Genomic DNA, 22,256 nt, shown 5'->3' with positions numbered 1-22,256 from the left:
ATTTCCTATTAAACAAGAAAGGAGCTGTCTCATTAAAGGGACAGCACTCTTCCTTTCAATCTCCGAATGCCGGTAAAACTTCAGTTTTTTATTTCGCAGCCACCCTTGCAATAGGATATATAACGCTAAATAAATATGCAACTACCGCCAGTCGAAAAATACCTCTCCAATATTTTTTACAAACTTTCTGATACTTATAACCTGCAAACATCGGGCAAATCCATCTCATATTTCCGAGCGATAAAAGATAATCCTTAAGTTTTTCATTTAATTCTATAAATATGCAAATAAATGCGGTTATTGTTAAAACAATCAAAATAAACCAATATGTAACAGGCATTTTGTTTTCTTCAAGATAAAAATTCCCCGCAAGTCTGCCAAGCAGATAAAAAGCCACCAGATTACTTGTTATTACAATATACTTATGAAATTTTAGTTTAAATCCTAATATATCTTCAACCAAATAAATAACAATAAATACTGCTATTTTAGCAATTAGATTTTCATCTGTGTAATGATGTTCACGCAAATAAGAATATGGTTTCAATAACATCTCACAGTTATTTATACTGAATGATATAAACCAAAGCGGCAGATATATCAGTGTAATTAGGTTATATAGGATTATTGCATCATCTTCTCTTCTGTACATTTATAAACTCCAATACATTATTTAGCTTTTTCTATTATATATAGCATAAGCCTAAATTAACTATTATAATAGCATCTATACAATTATTTGTAAATAAATTATGTGTTAAAGGACTACCGGAAGAATCCGACTGCTACTAATAAAAAAGAAACCGGGTACTAAATCTTAGTGTAACGGTTCCTTTATTTTTTAAATATTTAATAATACAGTTTTCTTTTACTTTTCCTCTTTAAGATGTTTCTTAAGTATTACGTAACCTAAATAAACTCCCGCAAAAGCCAGAACAAAAGTTATACAGGTAGAAAGCACTCCCATAAGCCCCTGAGTATATTGTATCTGTGCATTCATGCTTTCTTCTGTCATTCCTGCCCTGCCTACCCAGGCAGCCTTATACTGCTCCAAGAAAAACCAGGATGGAATTATAGCACCCCAGGCCTGGCCTACATGCATAATACCCGAAGCAAGGGCAAGTTTCCATATCTTAACTGTTTTCCCGTCTCTTGAAGCTATAAGGTCTGCAACTACAGCCATCACCATGGAACTTGCTACCCAAGGAATATATCCTCCTCCCAAAATCCAGAATAACGCCATAAGAATGGCCGTCATAAAGGTGAACTGCCACATCTTACCTACTTTTCTTGATATAAAAATCAGAACCGAACCGGTAAGTACGGCACACATTCCCGGACTTATTGCGTGACCGAAAGGTCCGAGAGGAGTGATTATAGCCATCGTTATCATATAAAACACCATATAAAGTGCAGTCAGCAAGGCAATTGTCACCACATCTTTCATTTTAAAACCGTTCTTCATCTTTTTCTTCCTCCATATTGTTAAAAATATTATTTAATTTACACAAGGCGTTGTCCGTAAGTTCAAAATCCTCATGTACCTTACCGTTTTTAAGATATATTATTCTGTTAGCCACATTTCTTATAAATTCATAATCATGGGAAATGACCAACACCGCAGCATTTTCTTTCAGCCTTACTGTTTCCTTAGCCACCTTCTTCATAGAAACTATATCAAGCCCGCTGGTAGGCTCATCAAAGATTATAAGCGGCTTATCACAAAGCATGGCCATTCCTATCTGAAGCCTTTGTTTCTGTCCTCCGCTTAAATCAAAAGGATGTTTATCCTTATAATCATACAAACCTAAGTATTTGAGTGTTTCAGCTATAGCCTCTTCATTGTCATTTACAAGAGCAAGCTCATTGTATACAGAGGTTCCGAATAGCTGAAAATCAGGATCCTGCATTATATAAAACGGAAGCTCATCAACACTAACCTCACCATTGTCAGGCTTTACAGTCTTACATAAAAGCTTTGCCAATGTTGTCTTACCCACTCCGTTATTTCCCACCAGCACACTTACTTCGCCTTTTTTCAGTTCAAGACTTATATCCGTTAAAATGTTTTTATAACTTACATTTTTTAGGCCTGCAATCTCTTCTGTATTTATACTTTTTTCAGGTACAGGCAGGTCTAAAGCAAAGAGGTCAAAGCTTCTTGTATCATACTTACTTTTCTTAAACTCTTCCTCGCTGTCAAATTGGCTCAGTCTTCCGTCTTCTATAAGAAATACCCTGTCTATAAGCCCTTTCAAATAATAAAATCTGTGATCTGCCACAATTACCGTAATACCCGATTTTTTCATCCCTGATATTATTTTACCAAGCTTCATAGCATTGCCGTAATCAAGGTTTGCAGACGGCTCATCAAAAATTACGACCTTTTGGTTAAGTGCCATAGCGGATGCAAGGGCCAGAAGCTGTCTTTCTCCGCTTGATATTTCAAAAATATTTCTGTTCAACAGAGAATTAAGCCCGAATTTCTCAGTCAAAGCCTCAAGCCTTTCATCCATCAATTTTTTCGTATAGCCATAGTTCTCCATAGGAAATACCAGTTCTGCAGTAGAATTAGTAGTAAAAAACTGGCTTCTCGGATTTTGAAACACCGAGCCTATTTTTTCATTAAGCTCAAACATCCTAAGCTCAGAATATTTTTTATCTTCAAAATAAAGATTTCCCTCAAGACTGCCTTCTACGGTTTCAGGTATAAGTCCGTTAAGACATTTTAAAAGAGTAGACTTGCCACTGCCGCTGTCTCCCGCAAGTAAGATAACCTCACTGTCTTTAACGGAAAAATCTATATCCTTTATCCCATCATCGGACTGTTCATAATTAAACGTCAGCTTTTCAGCCCTTATCATATCTTCCATAATCCTGCCCACATAATCCCAATTATCAATAATAAAGCTAAAAATGTATCACTTTTTCTAAATTTCTGCTCATAATAAGAAGTTCTTTTAATATTTGCATCTATTCCCTTTACAAGTCCGGCTGAGGTTACTTCTTCCGCCAGGGCAGTACACCTGAATAACTGTGGAACTATGAAATATCTGAAACTTTCTATAGGCTTTTTCCAGGTAAATGCTATTCCTCTAAGCCGCATAGACTCCTTTATATAACCGAACTCCCTCTTAAATGTAGGTACATAACGCAGAGTGATTATAACTGCTACCACAAGGTTTCTTGGAAGCGGAAGCTTTTCCAGGGTAGATAAAAGCTCCGCAGTAGTATAATCCTTAAAAAGAATTGTCGCCATCATAAGGCAGGGCAGAAACTGCATCATTATACTTAAGAAAATGACAATACCCCCTACTTGAAATACATTCATAAAGAATGTAGATGCACCGAAGAACAAACCATATATTACGATAAAAATCAATGCTCTTTTAATCTTTCCGCTTAGAAGGAGTACCAGTGATGCAAATACCATAAGTACATAATTAAGCGGATATGCCGGCATAAACATAAACAGGGTCGGTATCAAAATATTGAAAAATAAAACCAGAAACGGATTTATTTTTATAGCTTTTATCTTCATAAACTTCCCCTAAAGATATAAATTTGATTAGTTGTCACTAACTCAATCAGTTTACTCTCTTATCTACATTTAGTCAAGCAAAAAGCGAGGAATATTTCAGAAAATTCCTCGCTTTGTTACAGTATAATACAAATTATGTTGAATTATTACAAACCTAGAATACCTATTTGGGCTATATAAGGATGCGGGCATCCAATACTTTTGACACTTGTATCATATAATAACAATGAACAGATTATGACATATGTGGTAAATAATCTTGGATTTACATTCTAATAGACTCCTACAAATGAAATAGCAGGTGCTACTCTTGCATCTGTTATATCTATCTTTAAACCTGTTATTTCCTTTCCGCTAAGTTTAACTATCCTCTTATAGCCTATTACAGTTCCGTCATATACCTCTACCAGACCTTCTCCTTTCACATCCTCATAAACCTTGAATTTTTCTACTCTTTGGCTTAATAAGATATTCTCCTTTAATACAAGATAGGCTGCCTTCACTCCTTCTTTCCATGTAAAATTTATACTCAGTTCCCTATGCCCGTCCTCAGGCTTAAAGTAAGTTTCATAGCTGTCAGTTCTTATACCGGTTATATCCTCTCCTCTGTCTCCTTTTTCAGGCAGAGAGGTAATATCGGCCTTATCAGCCAGATTCTCTTTGAAACTTTCTCTGATAAAGTCACCTAATTCAGCAAGCCTTTTAACATCATTTTCATGCAGACATCCGTCTTTCATCGGACATATATTAAGCAGTAAAGCTGTATTGCCGCCTACCGATTTTAAATAAATATCCTTTAGATTTTCAAGGCTCCTTACCTTATCATCTTCTTCAGGGTGATAGAACCAGCCCGGACGTATGGAAAGGTCTGTTTCAGCAGGGAACCAGGCAAGTTCAGGTTCGTCTTTTAAAACTTCCCTGCTTCCAAGCTCCTCCTTGGTAGGATCTATAGCTCTTTTTCTAAATTCTTCACTGTCTTCCTGCTGGCTTAATTCAGCAGTTAATGCAGGCGAAGTCATAGCCTTTGAGACTACACTCCATTCACTTTTTCTGACTATTCCGGCTTCATTACCGCACCAGCGTACATCCGGTCCGCTTATAGAAAGCACCGCTTCAGGCTGTAATTCCCTTACCTTGGCATAATACCTCTCCCAGTCATACACCTGTTTCTTTCCATTAGGACCTTCTCCACAGGCTCCATCCATCCAGAAGGTGTAAATATCCCCGTAGTTTGTCAAAAGCTCTGTCATCTGATTTATATAATAATCATCATATTCCTTACCTGAACCATAAACAGCACTGTTTCTGTCCCAAGGTGAAAGATAAACTCCGAATTTAAGCCCATGCTTTTTGCAGGCCTCTGATAATTCTTTCACTATGTCTCCTTTACCGTCTTTATAAGGAGAATTTTTGATACTGTGCTCTGTATACTTAGAAGGCCAGAGGCAGAAACCGTCATGGTGTTTGCAGGTAAGGATGAGTCCTCTCATACCCGCACATACCGCAGTCTTCCCCCAGCTTTCCGCATCTAAGTTATAAGGATTAAAAATCTCAGGCGACTCATCACCAAGTCCCCACTCACGATTAGTATAAGTATTGACTGTGAAATGAATAAATCCGTAAAATTCTCTTTCCTGATACTCCACCTGTCTCTTAGACGGCACTATGCTTACCAGTCTTTTATCAAGCTCTTCATATTCGTAGCTCATTCTTCTCTCCATTCTATTCCATCAGCCCTTAACCGCACCCACCATTATTCCTTTTACAAAGTATTTCTGTAGCACTGTGCACTCACTGACACTTGAATCAATTTTTCTAAACAGTTTTCATCTACTTCATCAATTTTTTTAGTTTAGACAAATTATGAGGCAGGTGTCACAACATAGTTCAGAATATAGCCTGACAAAGTGACCAGCATATGTACTTTGACACCATAGAACCATAAGCATTTGGAAACATTATAACCAATGTTTGCCCATCCATCAAAAATCCAAGCTCTATAATTACGGATAGGTTAACAAAGTGGTAAGGGAAAATTGTCTATGATAACAATGGTATCTAGAGAAATTCGAGTATTCATTGCTTGTCTAATGATTTGGACTAACCTCCTGTTTGTTTAGGCACTTACAGTATAGTCCTTTGGGGCTCTTTATTGTATTTTGAGATTAACTGGCACCACGAGTATATTTACTTTATTACTTTATTCAAATATAGTGTTTAACCAGTCAAAAACTACATTATGGACAAGTCTCAAATTGTTGACTTGGCAATGGGCATCCGCTCCACTTTCAGCTTCAAATATCTGAAGTCTAGTATGGGAATTTTTGGATTTAACGGCTTCGTAAACTACCTTTGCTTGACGTTGTAATTCTGCACCCTCTCCTTCTCCCATGATAAATAAACAGGGACACTGAACTTTGTGATAATTTACAACCTTTGCCCCCTTAAAAACCTCATCAATAGCTTTTTTAAAATCAGTAGTTCCAAATTGCCACGCATATTTTTGAAGATTTAAATCGGCAAACTCATTTAAATTTCCAACCAGTTTTAAAATAGCATTCATTAACCAACTAGGAGTTTTTAAACTGGATCCAAACTCTTTTTTAAATAGTTCGGCAACATCATAAATTGGGGTGCTAGCAATCCATGCCTGAATTCTTGTATCCTGTTCAACAGCTTGTGCAGTGAAATAGCCACCTCCGCTAACACCATAAATAGCTAAATGATTCAATTTAGGATTCTTGTTTTCTAACCAATCAATACATAGTGAAATTGGAGTAGCAGCATTCACACCAAAAGTGAGTTCTCTACTTGGATTAGAGCCTTGACCTGGGAGATCAATCATTAAAACATTATAGCCTCGTTTCCATCCAGGGTATCCTGCAAAATAAAACAGATCTTCCCGATACGTATCCCCACCACCAATCATAATTAGTGTTGGACAATCATCACCACTATGGAGGTAATAACCGGGTAAGTAGGATTCTTGATAGTGAATAGTTAACTCCTCAATAGGTGCTTTTAATGAATAAGTTGCTTTCTTAAAAGATTCTTCCATCCGTTGAACAGTGGGAAGATACTCCTCGGAAAAGGGATTAATAAATTGGATAGCCGAACGAATAGAATAGGTTTGTGCTAGGTAATATTGGGCTTTACTTTGTTTGCTTAAATCTGGATTACTTAGCTTTTGTGCAAGGTAGTCTGCATGAGATAGAAATACCTTTTTCCAAGTACTTGGTTTTGGAGATTTCCCTAGCCGTTGTGCGAGGTAATAAAGCTCCCCATGTGAAAAACCAAACACTTCGCCAATTCCTAGTAACCAATTAAAGAAAAAATCTGTATCACCATTTTTAAAAAATAATCTAGTTGACTGCCGCTTTAGGATAACTTCGCTTTCTTTCATGTTTTACCTCCGCTCTTTCTTTTTTGAATTGATTTATTTTATTATACCATGATGTGGGTGTCAAAAGTCAATTTTAAAATGATTTTTGACTGTTCATAAAGGTTCATTTGTTCTTTGGCAACTGAATAAAGCTATGTTTTGGAATTAAGCTCAGAAATTTAAGGGTTTTTATCCCTTAAGTAGTACTAAAGGTTCTACATTTTAGCTCCCCTCTTATAAAACGTATCAGTTTACTGATATTTAGGGCAACAATTTTAAAGCCAAAGAACAGCTTTGTCTTTAGCTTTCCTCTTACAGGCATCTTATCCACCAGATATTTGTTTCTGATGACTGATGGAACAGTTTCAATGCCATTCCTTATACGGGTAATAAACATTCTTTTATCTTCATCAGACATATCAGCCGACTGAAGAACACGTCTTCTTGATTTTAACGGAATAAGCATACAGGCCGTCCGCTTCTTCAGCTCCGGACTGCACTGCTCTCTGTATGGGCAGCCCTCACATTGATTCCGGTGGAAAGAAACCCTTATTGAATCTGTCTGTTTAATGTAAGAACCGCTTTTAGGACTATTCCCCGCAGGACAGCTGTTTATAGCAAATCCTGTTTCATCAAGTTTGAACTTTCCGAGAATCTCTTTAGGTTTGCGGTCAAGAAGGTCTGTTATTAAAAGGATAATGTTTTTGTCTGCTCATTTATTGCCCTCAAAAGCAGCTGATAGTCATCGGTGTGTTCATACCCTTCTTTGCATTTTGGGAGGAATGAAACAGCATCATCTATTATCTTTTGCAGCTTTTCGCTTTGTGCTGTAGACCTGTCATGATATATTACGCGGTTTCTGTTGTCCGGATTATTATAATCATTAAGTCCGTCAAGCAGGGCATCGTTTCCATCCTTTGACACTTCATGCACAAGGTTTGAGAGGCAGGTGTACAGTAGTTCAACCCGTCCCATCTGGCGGATGTTTGAACCTATCATCATGCTGTCCATCCTTTTTAGTGTAGGTTCAATGTCCATGTATCTTCTTATCTCTTCAGACAGAGCACTGATACATTCGTGGATAAGATCTCTGCCGGTGGTGAGCTCGTATGCGGCGTTCCTCTCCCTGAACCTGCTGAATGTGCGGTCACTGAGTGGCTGATTCTTAAAGCTTGTGGTATGGAGTGCATACTGGTATCTGAAATCAAACTCGCATTCCTCAATGATTTGTCATCACTAAGGCCGTTAAGCTCTTTTATTATGAGGGCACCCACAATAACATTAACAGGGGCATTGGGGCGTGAATTCCTTTTATCACTGTAAAGCGGTGCAAATATCATCTCATCTATCTTAGTGAATATATGCTTAGAAAATGTTTTCGCCCATGATTTATCCAGTATTCTCTGCTTGCGCTCGGACAGGAAACCAAGGGAGTCAAAAAGGGAAATCTGCTGGCAGCCGTTTAACACAAATGACATTGTAACACCTCATTAAATAAGTATTTTTGATATACTTATTATACCACAAACAGGCAGTTAAACATAGATTTATTCAGTTGTCAGAGTACTAAAATTTACCAAATTCAATTAAAAATCGTTGAGTGAAATACTTTTGACACCCACATCAAATTATACTATAATCTAAAGTATTTGCTAGCTTTAAAAATGCTTATATTTTGTACATCATACAAAGAAACGGCATATCCGTTTTGGACACACCGTTCTTTTTCTTTCATTATTGATAAAGAACTTATATATAGTAATAAAAGTTCTCAAATTACAGCCTACTTTGTTCTGTAAATATTTATTTCCTTCTCTGCCTTAAAATTCGCCAAATCCACAGCCCTTATATTTATCTTATTCTGTCCTATTTTAAGAGGAATGGTTATCTCCTTATCAAGAGTGACTCCACCCTCTGCCATGGTTTTGTTGGTTTTATCCACTATGTCAATCAGAGAATCTCCGTTATAAAGCTTAAGTCTTAAAGAATCATCGGAGGAATGTATCTTTATTGTGACAGACTCCGAATCAAGCTCTCTTCCTACTACTTCATAACTTATTACCGGATCGGTCAAATCATAGAAGGCTCTTCTTACTATGCTTGCCTTTTCTCCCTTCTCAGTCACAGCCTCAACTCTTATATTCACGCAGAACTCATGTACAGGAAGTGTAACCGAAAAATGATAACCAAGTCCTGTGTAAGGCGAAGCCCCACCGTAGGCATATTTCATCTGCTTTGCAGTAATTTCATCACCGGTCAAGGTTATAGTTTTTCCCAAGGTCTTACCGTTTTTATTAACAAGTTTTACTTCTATCTGCTTTACTTTGTCATCAGCCTTAACATTTCCTATAAAACCTTCTATTTTTACAGTTCTGTCATTATTTGAAGGAATGACAGCCATAAGTGCGGGACTTTCAAGGAAAACTACAGGATATTTTGTCTTGGTATTATTCTTGCCGTTATACCCGTCTTCAAACAGGTCATTGCCAAACGGCCTGCCAAGCCTGTCTGCTTCACTTCCCTCATAAACTATTTCAATATCGGTATCTTCCGTTAAAGTATAATGTATCTGAACTGAAAATCCTTTTTTAAAGCTATAACCCTCGGCTCCTGTGTCAAGATCCATAGCCCCTTTAAGAGGAAGAACTATATTGCCCCCACTCTTTTTATGAAGAGTAACTCCCTTAACCACAGCCTGTACTCCCGGCTTAAATCTAAGGTCAAGTTTTACATAACCGCTCTTTGTCGGTATCGTCTTGTCAGCTCCAAGTGTGACGTCTTTATTATCAAGTTTTATTTCCTTAAAATTATCAAGCCCTGCCTTAGAAAGATTTACTTTTATATCCTTCTCTTCCACATCTTCAGGCATAGCTCCCTTGGCAAAACCTGTTACTATTTCCTTACCGCTCTTTAGAGGATCTATGGTAAAGCTTACAGCCCTCTCAGTCTTATCGTAAGAATATTTAAATTCCTTTCTCATCCCTGCCTGAACCCTGCTGTCTCTTATCAGGTACTTAACAGAATGACCTTCTTTTATGTAAAGCATACTTATGTGGTAAGAATCATCAGGCATAACAAGCTTTAAGTCAACCTTTTTCTTAAGTGTATCATACTTATAATCCGACATAAGGTTTCCGTCAGCATATGCTTTCACCCCTCTGTCCTTCATTGAATTGTAAAAATTCAAAAAGCTTACGGAATTATAGTTTTCATTTTCTCCCGTTTTTACTGCTGTGCTTCTCTGATTACTCAGATAATCTTTAACAGTAATGTAAATATGTGAAGAATCAGCCAGATAACAGCTGTCTATTTCAATCTCCTTATTGCGGTTTCCGTTCCTGTTTACAAATATCTGGGCACTTTCTGTAGAATCAGCAGGAATCATATCCTCTGTTACAGTAAGTTTCCCGTCTATTATTTTAGGAAGAGTCTTACCATCCTTTGTATCTGTATCCACAAAGTTTAAGAGCAGATATTTGCCAAATTTAGGCTTGCCAAGCTTTAAGTCGTCCTCAGTCAGCCCATTTATCTTAGGCTTATTCTTATTGTCGGTAAAGGATTCATTGCCTACAGCTAAAGGCTTCTTTTTACCAGGAGGGGTGAGATCCACTCCCGGAGGCAAAGAAGGAACGTTCGAATTATTCTTATTATCTTCACCCACAAATTTTAATGAATTAAGATAAACCTGCTCAATTCCGCTGCCGGTATCCTTTACCTTAAATTTTAACCTTTTAATCCTATTCTTTCCTGCTACAGGGGTCAACTCTATCTTATCGCTAAGTTCAGGTGCAGTATTGTCTACCTTTAGCTTATATTTATAAATCTGCTCTGTATTTCCACCGCCCGAAGTTTTACTGTTTAGCTTAGCCTTTATCTGATATACATAATTTACATCTTCTGACGCAAGCTTTCCGTCTATCCTTCCATCCCACCAGGAATCAGGCATTATATTGAAGCTTCTGTTTCTTCTAAGACTGTTAAGCTTCCTTACTTTAAGAGATTTACCTATGGTACGAAGCACTTTACCTGTATTTTCATCCAAAACGGAATACTCAATTTCTTCCATATTTCTGAGAGGAGCAAGTCTTACTGCCACATCCCTATGGTAGGTACTTGAAGGTGAAAAATAAAGAGTATTGTCTACTACAGGAAGTCTCAGGGTAGCACTTGTCATAAACATTGATGAGGTAGATTCAGCCTCTTTGTTTACATAAAACTGAACATCTCTTTTTTCTCCACCCACTTCCTTTACCTGAAAGGCATCTATAGCCTTTTCACTCTCCCAATCACCGTAAAAACCTAAAAATGGAACAGTGAGAGTGCTTTTACCTGCGGCAACACCATCGGCTTCCTCCGGTGTAAAGTCTTCATCATCCTCTGAAATATCCCTTACAGAAGTTCCCGCTTTAGCCACTTCGTCAAGCTCTATAAATCCCTCTATAAAGTTATTTATTTTAATTTCATCCGCGCCAGAGTAATCAAAGTCAAGTTCTAAAGTTTCTTTTGACTGTCCCGCTACAGTAACTTCTCTCCCTTCAAAACTCTGATTAAAATCAACTCTCTCAGGTGTTTCAGACCTATATCCATTAGAAATAGGCTCATATACTGCCTTTGTATGCACCTTATAAGTCTTGGCTTCATTGCCGAAGTTTTCTAAGGTAAGTTTTGCCTTAAATTTCTTTTCACCTATTTCTTTTATTTCAAGCTTTCCGTCTGCCTTATCATCATTCGTACCCTCTGCCTTTACTACAACAGCAGTGTTAAGGGCATTTTTAAGGTCAAGAGCTCCACTACCCTGCTGTCTTACAAAATACGGTGTGTCTTCTTTATAAAGTACAGGTTTTGCTGTATTCATAAGTAAAAGCTTTGTAAAATCAGCGGTATTTTCCACTTTGATATCTTTTTCTCTTATATACTGCTTTATTACTGCACTTGCGCCAGCTACCTGTGGTGAAGCCATAGAAGTTCCGGACATATTCTGGTACTTGTTATCCTCCGCGGTAGAGTATATGCCACCGCCAGGCGCAGTTATTTCAGGCTTTATTCTAAGGTCAGGAGTAGGTCCCCAAGAGGAGAAGTATGAAAGTTTCCCTGCCGTAGGATTGTTGTAAGGTGTTTCTTCCATAAAAATGTCAGCCGTAAATCTCATTGATGAAAGATTGGCTCTGTTTATCTTTAAGTAGGTACTGCGTTTAATCCTAACTATGGTAATATTTCCTGCATCCTCACCAAGGCTTATTCTCCCGCCTATTCTTTCAGAATCTGAAACCGGATTGTAAAATACTATTGCTGAAGGCTCCAATGCCACTATCTTTTTAAGCCTTGCGACAAAAGCCTTTTTCTCGGCTGCATCTGAAATAAGTTCCATTACGGCAAAATTCCCCTTAAGGTTAGCCTTAATTAAAGGATCATCCTCTTTACCTGCCGGTACTTCTATCCATTTTCCGGTAATCTTATCAGCAGGAGCATTACTTCCGGGTGTAACATCCGCCTGCTCTCTTATTTCACCCTCACGCTTATCTTTCCAGCCTATTGAGCGTGAATATTTTGTCAGATTATCCATCGAAGCTACCGCAAATGAATCCTCATCAAGAGCAGGGTTGGCTATGAGGGCGGTATCATAATTTCCTTCAAGAGGCTTTACCCCATAGGTATTGCCATCAGTTATAGTGCCGTCATTTCCGGCTGCTACGGCTACTACTATTCCTGCCTTCCTTGCCTTCTCAAACATTTCTGTTTCAGGATATTTTTCTCCTTCTACCGAAAATCCCGCAGATGAGCCGAGACTCATATTTACCGCATCTGCTCCTAAGCTCACCGCATCATCAAGTGCTTTAAGCCATATATCTGTAAATGTGGTCGGATACTGTAAATCATCCGAAAATACCTTAAGCGCAAGTATCTGAGCATTGGGAGCTACTCCGTAAATATCTTTTTCATTATCATTTGCTCCCACTATTCCCGATACATGCATGCCATGCATTACACCGTAACTGTCATAAAGATTGGTATTAAAGTCATAATAATTATAGCCATAAGGTATCTTAGAAGTATAATATCTTCCGTCTAATCCTTTTTCAGCAATCAGCCTGTTCACATCAGTTTCTGAAAGCTTTGCACGAGCTTCATTGTCCAGTCTGAAAGCTTTATGGTTATAGTCTATACCCGAGTCTATAACCGCTACAACCGTACCTTCTCCCTTGTATCCCGAATCATTGGCATAACCTGAACCTGTCATCTCACTTGACGAACTGAGTAAAGGTCTTTCAAATTCTTCTGACACATAAACGGATTTTACACCCTTTATATCCTCCAGCTTATCAATATCTTTTGCCTTTACGCTTAGGGCTATACCGTTTAAGACAGTATCATAGTTTCTTATATCTGAGGTATCTGCATCAATTTTACTCTTTTCTATTTTTGATACTACCTCATCCTGCTCTGACTTAAGTTCCCTTTTCTTCTCTTCTATGAACCCATCACTGAGAGCTGAATAATCTACGTTTCTTTCATTAGCTTCATCTATTATAGAGTCTTTTTCAAGCTGTACAATTACTCTTACTTTCTTGTCTTCCTCTTTAGCTAAATCAGAAGCTTCATTCTTTGTTTTCGCCTTGTTTTCTGAAATATTGTTTTCAGGCAAAGCTGTATTTGCCGCCTTTGCATCTTCCCTATAGTTTATGCCTGAAATGCAAAGAGTTACAGCCATAATCAAAGACAATAATCTTTTTTTATCCTTTTTAGTCATTTTACTATACCCTCACTTACTCCACTATTATGTTTACAACGAATTTGACCATTCCGTAATCTTTTCCGCCAATTATTATGTTTTCCTTTGGAACGGCAGTCAGAGTATAGCTTCCCTTAACACCATTCTTTATATTTTGAAGGGAACTTCCGCTCCAGTTTATCTCTGTCTCTTTACCGGTATTCTCTCCGTTTGCTTTAAGTCCTATATATCCTTTTTCAGGTAAAATCACATTCTTTCCGGCTTGAAATCTGAGATTTCCTTTTTTATCGGTATAATCACAAAGAACCGCGTAGTCTTTTGATAAAGTTTCTGTCTGTCCTCCACCCGGAGGAATAATTTCACCCCCTCCGTTATTTTGATTATTATTTTGGTTATCTTTTTCATCTTCTTTAAGTCCGGGTTTGTATTTGTCGGTTTCTGGAAGTTTGTTGACATCTTCTTCCTTGATATCTATATCTTTTTTCTTGTCCATATCTTTCTTTTTATCTTTTTTATTCTTTTTATCTTTCTTATTTTTCTTAACTTTATCAGCCTTCTTATCTTTCTGCTTTTTCCCCTTTTTCTTTCCTGAGATTTTCTTCCTGTTATTTTTCTTATTATTTTTCTTTTTATTCTTCTTTTTCTTTTTGACTTTTGAGGAGGATTTTTCTTTTACAGCAACAATTCCTGTCAGTTCTCCTTCATTTTCACCTGAATTATTATTTACAAGTGCCGTGTTTAGTACGTCCACTGTCTGAACCGCTTCTATCTTTATATCTTCCTTCTCCATAGCCATCACATTAAGTGGTGCAGAAGGAATCATAAGCATACCGCAAAGCATAAATAACAGTCTTTTCTTATTCATCATCGTTTTCCTTTCATCAAGTCATATAGTTAATTTTTTAGATTTTGCAATCCATTCGCAATTATACCAAGCTAAAATCAAATTTGCAACCCATTCTCATATTTTTTTATAATTTTTTTCTTATACTTCCCATGTAAAATTCTTATAAAACTTCTAAGAGTTTTTATACTTTCGATACTTACATCCCAATAAATAGTGTGTGCCCGCACACACTTCGCGCACGAGCGGTGCCGCAAGACAAACTTCCCTTCCGCGAGCTGAGCATTCCTCGGAGAGATTTTTGTTTAATAGGAAATTTCGAAGAAATTTCCTATTAAACAAAAAAACCGCATTATACAATAAGATACTTTTGTATAATGCGATCTTTTATTAGATTATAATTTGATTCATCTTTTTGAAAACTCGGGAATTAGCGAATACCGTTTTCCTTTCTTTTAACTACCATACCAATCGCTAAAAGAATAAGCATTGCACCACCCAAAAAATATACTGTTTCATTGCTTCCGCCTGTTTTTGGAAGCTTCTTTTTAGTATGAACGGCTGCTTTTGCGCCTTGTGGGGTAGCATCGTCAGCTATAATGTATTCTTTGTTATTCTTTTGTTTTCCTTTTTTAGCCTCACTCTGCTTTGCAGCTTTATTGTCAGCTACAACAGATTTTATCTTGTTTTTTTGTTTTATCTTTTTAGATTTATCCTGCTCAGCAGCTTTATTATTTACCGCAGATTCTTTTTTATCTTTTCTCTTTTTATATTTACCTTGAGGCGTATTATCTTCATCCACCTTCACAATTTTACCCGGTTCATTAGACTTGTTCGAATTCGGGGTTTCATTTTCAGTAGGTTTTTGAGGATTTGTCGGTGTTGTCGGAGTCGTCGGTGTTGTTGGTGTCGTCGGTGTTGTCGGAGTCGTTGGTGTCGGGAACACCGGAACATACGGTATCTTCTTATGACGTACTATGATCTCATAAGGAGCATCATTAGTATGATTCTTTTCCAGCTTAACCGAATGCTTTCTGTCAGCTTCATTTTCTGTAATTTTATAACCGTTAGGAGCAGTTTTTTCTACAACTATATATTCTCCTACCGGAAGTTCAATTTTGTTTCCTCCTTCAGGAATATTTATTTCTTTTACAAACTCACCCGGCTTGCCATCTCCGCCTTTTTTATATATTTCAAACTTAGAGCCGCCGGTATTTTTCTCTGTATCTTTGTCTTTCGTAATTATTCTTACAAAACCGCTCGGTTTCTTAGTCAGAACAGTCTGAGCAGTATCCTTAGGATCTTTATGTTCTACCGTATGTACTTTATCAGATATTCCGTCATCATCGCTGTCTACCAGTAAATCTTTAGAAACAGCTTCTTCATATACTACATACTTAGCATCATAGGCAAGTTTTCCTTCTATCTCAAATTCCATAATCCATTCGCCCGTTCCTGATGCATCAGCAGTCTGAGTTATTGTTCCTTCCGCTACCGATTCTACAACTCTGTCATTTTCTATTCTGTTTAAGCTTCCTTTTACGGTATATACTTTACCGCCGGCAAGTCCTGAATATTTTATAGTATCCTTTACTTTCTTTACTTCTGATATATTATCTGCCTGAAGAAGTAAAGCCTTCCCCTCTTCACCTGTTTTGCCTTCAACACTTACTGTAGTTTCAAGCTTTCCGGTAGGTTTATTACCGCCCGGAAGCGGTTTATCAAGCATATTATTAGGTATCGGAAGCAGCTGATGATTGCTTGAGTACATAGTACCGTTTACAAGTGCTCTGACTGTACCATCAAATTCTACTATTATCTTAATCTCGTTTGTAAGTTTATGATAGTTTTTAGGCGCTTCTACTTCAGTAAGCAGGTATGCTCCCTCTTTTAAACCATCAAATTTAACCTTGCCGTCTGCTCCGGTTTTCTTATTTGCTGCAACAATACTTGCATCATAATTCTTTAATGTAAATACCGCACCCTCAAGACCTTCATTTACATTTCCGCCATTAAGTTTAGCACTGTCAACTTTCATTAATGTTAAATCAAACTTTTCTTCTCTTATGAGGGTTCCGACTGTTTCCTTAATCTCATAAGCAACTTTACTTTTCAACGGTTTGGCTGATACAAGTGACTGCGAGAATTTTCTTCCGCTTTTGGAAATAAGCATATTATGCTTCTCTACATATTTTTCTGCCGAGAGTTTAACCGCAAATTTTTTGCCGTTAGTCACGCTGCCGGGAATCATTATATTTACGTGATTGCCTGCTGTCTCAAACTGAGCCCCTATAGCTTCAAGCCCTTCCTTACTGTATTTATCATCTCCTATATAATATACAAGTACTTGAGAATCTGCATTTCCTGTTACTTTATAATCGAAACTAACATAGTTGGTTCCGGCTTCAATATCATTTATAAGATTGCTTATACTCAAAACCGGCTTATCGGTTTCTTCAATTGCAGGTATAATAGGACGTTTTTCAAGTTCATCCATAAGAAAACTTACAGCCTCTGAATTCTTCACGCTGCTTCCCAGCTTAAAATCTTTATTATGTGAAGACGAACTGGAAGGGTCTAAAAACTTTATCATATGGAAACCGGCATTATTGGTAAATCTTTCTCCCTGATGGATATATTTCCAAATCAGCAACTGTTTTGCTCTTACTACAATCCACTTTCTGTTAGATTCACCGGTTATATCATTGTCTGAACCATACTTCTCAAGTAATTTATCATAAAGAAAGTTATCATCTGTTGCAACTACAGTTCTTATTTTATCGGCATTTTCCTGAATCTTTCCATAGAGCGGACTCTCAAGATATCCCTGCAAGTATTCTGCATTATTTTTAATATAAGTTCCTAAATCTACACAAAATGCATTAATTATCTCAGCTGTCTTTTTGTTCTTTAAAGCGAACATCTTTGTAATCGGCGGTTCATAAGAATTTCCCATATCACCTGAAGATACGTTTTCCCAGACACCTCCGTCATCAAAAACATATTCACCTTTTTCAAAAGGTCTTTCGGTATCCCTTACTTCTTCTTTGATTGTTTCACCTGTTACAGGATCCTTCAGATTTGAACGGATTATTTCTAAATTACTGTTAGCAGAACCTTTCTCTGTATAGACCTGCTTTTTAACTTTCTCTATCTTATTCGCAAATTCTTCATTAAATCTTGATGCCTCAGCGGCGGTATTAACCTGTACTTCGTGTCCTGCCACATTTATCAGATTCTGAACCTCATACTCTCTTAAATCGGTATAATACGCAGAAACATTGACAGCACCATTTGCAAACAGGCTTAAAACTACAGCCATAGCCAATACTGCTGCCAAAACACTATTTTTGAAATTATTTTTTTTCATATTTACCCCTTTCATAATGTTAAAATATGCCAAATATATATACATCACAAGTTTTTTCATTTTAGTCCATTTATATGACATATTTTTAAATAAACACACCACGCATAATAACATTTCGATTGATATTTGTCAATGTATTAATTATAAATTCAGCTTTTCTGCGTTATTTAAAATAATTCAGAAAACAGCAACCAAGTTGTGTCTATTAATATGCTCCCTTCCGGGTAGACAAGTGAAATAATAAAGTTCACTTTCCACTTAGAAGGGAGCATATTACTACTCTATTTTTTGCATCCATTTCTTACTGTTAAATAATATAAGAGTTATAATTAGTCTTACAATTTCTTCCAGAGATAATATAAAATATACGTAGGGAATTGATAGTTTAAGTATAAAGGCTGAGATAAATGCAAGAGGAACTCCGAAAATCCATGTACCTATAATATCTACCCACATTATATACTTTGTCTTACCTCCGCTCCTTATTATACCTCCGCCCAATATCATATTCTGCACCTTTACAGGTGAAATTATTGCAAATGCAAACAATATCATATATGCAGATGTTTTCGTTTCTTCACTTACATTGTAAAGTTCTGTGTATGAATGCCCTAACAAAATAAGCAATACCGACAATAATAACGAACCTAATAATCCCATTTTCATAATAGTTTTTGAACGACTGTATGCCACATCATATTCTTCGTTTCCAAGAAGTCTTCCTATAATTATGCCGGCTGCCTGTGCAAGTCCGCTTAAAGCACCTATCATCAGTCCCTGAATCGAAAATGTAATTGTCATTGCAGCAAGAGGCTCAGTTCCCATATTTCCATAGACTCCTCCATATACATTTTCACCGAGACTCCATAAAAATTCACAGATAAGAATCGGTGCCACTATGCTAAAATAAAGTTTTCTCATTTTAGCATCAAATCCAAAATTGATTTTTAGCCTTATTTTATGCTTTTTAAGCCCTTTTATGAAATATAACAGTATGAGCAATAAACCTATACACTGTGATATTACACTCGCAGCAGCTGCCCCGGATACTCCCAGAGCAGGAAATCCCATATGTCCTGATATAAGTAAATAATTCAGTCCTGTATTTAATACTACAGAGACAATACCTGCTACGAGCGGATAGACTGTCTCTTCCATACATCTTAACATTACTGAAGCCATACCCATAAGTGCCATAGGAATGAGAGAAAAAGCAAATATTTTTAAATAATTCGTTGCATTGGCGATTGTAAGATTATCCTTATTATAAAGATACATTATCTCTTTTCCGGTAATAATACATATAAAAGTAAATATGAACCCTATCGCTATGCAGTAAAGAAGATTCATATAAAAACTTTTACTTACATTTTCTTCATTTTTCTGACCAAGATATTGGGAAAGCATTATACCTGCAGCTGTTGTTATCGCTCCCAAAAGCACTGTATATATAGAAATAAATTTCCCCGCCAGACCTATGGCAGCTATACTTTGTCCTCCCAGATGCCCTATCATAAGCTGATCCACCACGCTGAACGAAGCCTGTAAAAGTGCCTGTAAGGTCACCGGCAAAGCTATCTTTAATATATTGCTATATAATTTTCTTTTTTCTGAATTCATACATTATCTCCTACGAAATCCTGTCCATCCTGTTCTGTGGTATAAGTTTTGTCAATATTATTCTATCCGCTTCACACTATCCCTCTCTATTAACTCTACCATAAGTTTCTGCTCATTTTTAACTTCTCTGCCTTCTTTCAGCGCAGTCAATGCTTCTATTGCCATTTCTGCTCTTTCCCGCATATCCTGCTTTATTGAAGTAAGCTCAGGATAAACTTTTTCTCCCAGTATACCGCCGTCAAATCCTGCTATCGAAAAATCTTCCGGTATATTAATCTGCTTTTTCTGTAAAAAATGCATAAATTCTATAGCATATTCATCTGATACTGCAAAGGCTGCTGTATATTTTTCCATAATTTCTTTAAAATTCTCCTCATAAAATCTCAGTCTTTCCGTCCTGTGAAGCGGTATTTTAACAAGCTTAGCACTTCCATTCTTTAATCCTGCCATAAGACCATCTATTCTTTCCTTATCCATGCAAATATAGTTATCTGAAAGACATACAATCTTTCTATGACCCATTTTGTAAAGATATTCACCCATTTTAAATCCACCGCCAAAATTATCAATTATCAAATTACATATATTATCATAACTTTCAAAGTATCCGTCATATACTACAAAAGGAATGTGCATACTCTCTCTGAGATTTTTATAATCACTTTCACAAAAACCTATAATTATCAGCCCCTCCATATTCCACATAGACGCAAACTTGACTATTTCTTCATATGAATCGGATGTTTTAATCATCATAAAATACCCGGCTTTCTCTATCTGCACTGACAGCTCATTCAGAGAACTGCTTATAAAATTATCTGAAAGTAAACTTCCTTCATACTTCGTATGCCGGTTAATAACAACTCCTATTATTCTTGAATTATTTCTTGCAAGTAAAATTCCCGCCATACTGGGTATATACCCTCTTTTTTCAATCAGCTCCTGAACTCTTTTTACAGTCTCCCGGGAAACCTTGGAAGTTTTACCATGTATAACATTTGAAACAGTCGCTGTACTAAGCCCTAATTCCTCAGCTATATCCTTTATTCTTATTCTGCCCAATTTCTTATCTCCTATAATTCTTCTTATAAAAATAATACCTCTGCTTTCTTTAATTTACAATAGGTTAATCGCATAACCTATTCTAAAATACATCCCTTATTTTGTATTAATTTTAGTCAATTTTATTGTCTGTCAGAAATGGCTTATTTTTGTCAAATTTTCTTGAATTTTCAATGAACTGAGGCTTCCTAAAGTAGTCGATGAAATGCCTGAGAAATAAAGGCAGGAATTGAAATGTACTGCTGGATTCTAAGTGTGGTTGAAACAATAAAACGATGAAAATAAATATCTGCAATAATTTCATATTAGAATAACTCCTTATCTGAACACAAAAAATAACAAACTTTATCGCAAAATCAACAAATCAACAATAACTGTTGATTGCTTTTCTTAGTAAAAAATGCTATACTCAAAAAAAAAAGATAGTAATAGAATTGAATATTAGGATAAAAGAAAGAAACAAAGGAGATGATTATTATGAAAATTATGAATCCTCAGAGGTATAGGAACGGAGACTAAAACAGTGATATCAGTGTTTATTTTAATGCTGATAAGTGTAAGTACTTTCAACATTATGAAACGGAGGTGTTGTTATGAATAAGAAATTAACTTCATTGATATTAATAGTAGCAGTAGTGCTATCAATGGATTGTGCCGGCCCGGTATTTGCAGAGAGCATAGACAATACCGGATTTGCAGCTCCAAGGCAGGAAATGTTTGAGCCTATATTACAACAAATCTACAATGATTACGGGGAATTATATGAATTTGAGAACTTCGAATTTAAAACATTTAATTTTACAAAGGATGATGTAGATTATATAGGAATTGATGTTCTTGTTGATATGACATTGACAAGACATCCTAAGGATAGCCCATACTTCAAAGGGGAAGCAGAGGCTTTAAAAGCATATGAGGATAATTATTATTTAAGGTCTTCGTTAGAAAAAGAGATTTATGAAGAGATTAAAGATGTGGAGAGCGAGTGCTATTTGGTACCTGACAGGACAACATTCACATATGCATATAAGGTAGCTGACTCAAATTACAGAAGCTTGAAGCGTAATTATTCATTGGAAGATTGTTATTACAGAGTTGATGGTGAAGAAACCGAACTTATTCCTGCTGATGAATTAAATCAGATTGAAGATGAATCTGCATTATTTGAAGAAGGCTATGAATCATTGATGAATTCAGCAAGAGAACTTTTACTTGATAAATACAAATCAGCATCACCTAATAAGATTGATGTCTCTTATGATAGAATAGCTGCCAGAGACTGGGCTCGCAAAAATGCATTTGCAGATCAAGAGTATCCGTCTAAAGAGGTATCAGGGACAGATTGTGCAAATTTTGTCTCAAAAGCCTTGAGAGCAGGCGGAATTCCTAAGGATGAACCAGGAGATTGGTACGGTTCAAAACACTGGGGCGGTTGGGCTGGAAAGAACTGGTTTAGAACCGGTTACAATAAAAATGGTGGTGTTGTACCTTATATGACTAAAAAAGGCTATTTTTCTCTTGTAAAAAATGAATCTAAAGTGAATGCAGGTTGTATAATGTATTGGACAAAAGTGTCTCATGTTGCTTTGGTAACATATGGAGATGGTTCAACGATTAAATATACTCAGCATGGGGCACATCAAAGTAAAGATACAGTTTACAGGTCTGGTGGCAGTATAAGCGCAAAATTCTATAAACATAAATAGC

Annotated in this window: 15 protein-coding genes and 1 pseudogene; 1 reads left to right on the top strand and 15 read right to left on the bottom strand. The window is 36.6% G+C overall.

Going from position 1 to position 22,256, the window contains the following annotated elements:
* Positions 1 to 88 precede the first annotated feature (88 nt).
* From GCWU000282_RS07470 to GCWU000282_RS07410, 15 genes and pseudogenes are all read right to left on the bottom strand, one after another.
* Positions 89 to 652 (bottom strand): hypothetical protein, encoded by a 564-nt coding sequence (locus GCWU000282_RS07470; protein ID WP_023354456.1) that lies wholly within the window; start codon positions 650 to 652, stop codon positions 89 to 91.
* Between the two features lie 216 nt (positions 653 to 868).
* Positions 869 to 1,465, bottom strand: coding sequence for an MptD family putative ECF transporter S component (locus GCWU000282_RS07465; protein ID WP_023354455.1), 597 nt, complete (start codon positions 1,463 to 1,465; stop codon positions 869 to 871).
* Positions 1,449 to 2,873, bottom strand: coding sequence for an ABC transporter ATP-binding protein (locus GCWU000282_RS07460; RefSeq protein WP_023354454.1), 1,425 nt, complete (start codon positions 2,871 to 2,873; stop codon positions 1,449 to 1,451). Before GCWU000282_RS07460 ends, GCWU000282_RS07465 begins: the two co-directional genes overlap by 17 nt.
* On the bottom strand, positions 2,861 to 3,541 hold the full coding sequence (locus GCWU000282_RS07455) for an energy-coupling factor transporter transmembrane component T (RefSeq protein ID WP_023354453.1): 681 nt from the start codon (positions 3,539 to 3,541) through the stop codon (positions 2,861 to 2,863). The genes GCWU000282_RS07460 and GCWU000282_RS07455 overlap by 13 nt, the downstream gene beginning before the upstream one ends.
* A 272-nt stretch (positions 3,542 to 3,813) precedes the next feature.
* Positions 3,814 to 5,250, bottom strand: coding sequence for an alpha-L-fucosidase (locus tag GCWU000282_RS07450; RefSeq protein ID WP_035039994.1), 1,437 nt, complete (start codon positions 5,248 to 5,250; stop codon positions 3,814 to 3,816).
* A 155-nt stretch (positions 5,251 to 5,405) separates the two neighbouring features.
* A pseudogene (locus GCWU000282_RS16300) lies at positions 5,406 to 5,645 on the bottom strand (transposase); the annotation flags it as partial.
* Between the two features lie 96 nt (positions 5,646 to 5,741).
* Entirely contained in the window at positions 5,742 to 6,944 is a 1,203-nt protein-coding gene (locus GCWU000282_RS07445) for an alpha/beta hydrolase family protein (protein ID WP_023354451.1), read from the bottom strand.
* A gap of 175 nt (positions 6,945 to 7,119) precedes the next feature.
* Positions 7,120 to 7,539: a transposase gene (locus tag GCWU000282_RS16295; RefSeq protein WP_278246414.1), complete on the bottom strand. Its 420-nt coding sequence runs from the start codon at positions 7,537 to 7,539 to the stop codon at positions 7,120 to 7,122.
* A gap of 71 nt (positions 7,540 to 7,610) precedes the next feature.
* Positions 7,611 to 7,925: a hypothetical protein gene (locus GCWU000282_RS16815; RefSeq protein ID WP_169730265.1), complete on the bottom strand. Its 315-nt coding sequence runs from the start codon at positions 7,923 to 7,925 to the stop codon at positions 7,611 to 7,613.
* A 44-nt stretch (positions 7,926 to 7,969) separates the two neighbouring features.
* A complete protein-coding gene (locus tag GCWU000282_RS07435; protein WP_023354448.1) occupies positions 7,970 to 8,401 on the bottom strand; it encodes a hypothetical protein in 432 nt (143 codons plus the stop codon).
* A gap of 305 nt (positions 8,402 to 8,706) precedes the next feature.
* Complete coding sequence (locus GCWU000282_RS17260) at positions 8,707 to 13,671, bottom strand: S8 family serine peptidase (protein WP_023354446.1); 4,965 nt, start codon at positions 13,669 to 13,671, stop codon at positions 8,707 to 8,709.
* A 16-nt stretch (positions 13,672 to 13,687) separates the two neighbouring features.
* The gene (locus tag GCWU000282_RS16625; RefSeq protein WP_023354445.1) at positions 13,688 to 14,521 is read right to left on the bottom strand and encodes a hypothetical protein; all 834 of its coding nucleotides are present in this window, start codon (positions 14,519 to 14,521) and stop codon (positions 13,688 to 13,690) included.
* Positions 14,522 to 14,927: 406 nt separating this feature from the next.
* Complete coding sequence (locus GCWU000282_RS07420) at positions 14,928 to 17,867, bottom strand: SpaA isopeptide-forming pilin-related protein (RefSeq protein WP_035039992.1); 2,940 nt, start codon at positions 17,865 to 17,867, stop codon at positions 14,928 to 14,930.
* 276 nt (positions 17,868 to 18,143) lie between these two features.
* Positions 18,144 to 19,487 carry an MATE family efflux transporter gene (locus GCWU000282_RS07415; RefSeq protein ID WP_023354442.1) on the bottom strand — a complete coding sequence of 448 codons (1,344 nt, stop codon included), beginning with the start codon at positions 19,485 to 19,487 and terminating at the stop codon, positions 18,144 to 18,146.
* 57 nt (positions 19,488 to 19,544) lie between these two features.
* The gene (locus GCWU000282_RS07410) at positions 19,545 to 20,549 is read right to left on the bottom strand and encodes a LacI family DNA-binding transcriptional regulator (protein ID WP_023354441.1); all 1,005 of its coding nucleotides are present in this window, start codon (positions 20,547 to 20,549) and stop codon (positions 19,545 to 19,547) included.
* A gap of 593 nt (positions 20,550 to 21,142) precedes the next feature.
* On the opposite strand from GCWU000282_RS07410, the gene GCWU000282_RS07400 reads away from it, so the two are divergent.
* The gene (locus GCWU000282_RS07400) at positions 21,143 to 22,255 is read left to right on the top strand and encodes an amidase domain-containing protein (protein WP_023354439.1); all 1,113 of its coding nucleotides are present in this window, start codon (positions 21,143 to 21,145) and stop codon (positions 22,253 to 22,255) included.
* Position 22,256 lies beyond the last annotated feature (1 nt).

It is taken from the genome of Catonella morbi ATCC 51271, assembly GCF_000160035.2.
Classification (GTDB): Bacteria; Bacillota; Clostridia; order Lachnospirales; family Lachnospiraceae; genus Catonella; species Catonella morbi.
The sequence above is the reverse complement of the archived record's forward strand: the minus strand, read 5'-3'. Positions and strand labels throughout refer to the sequence as shown.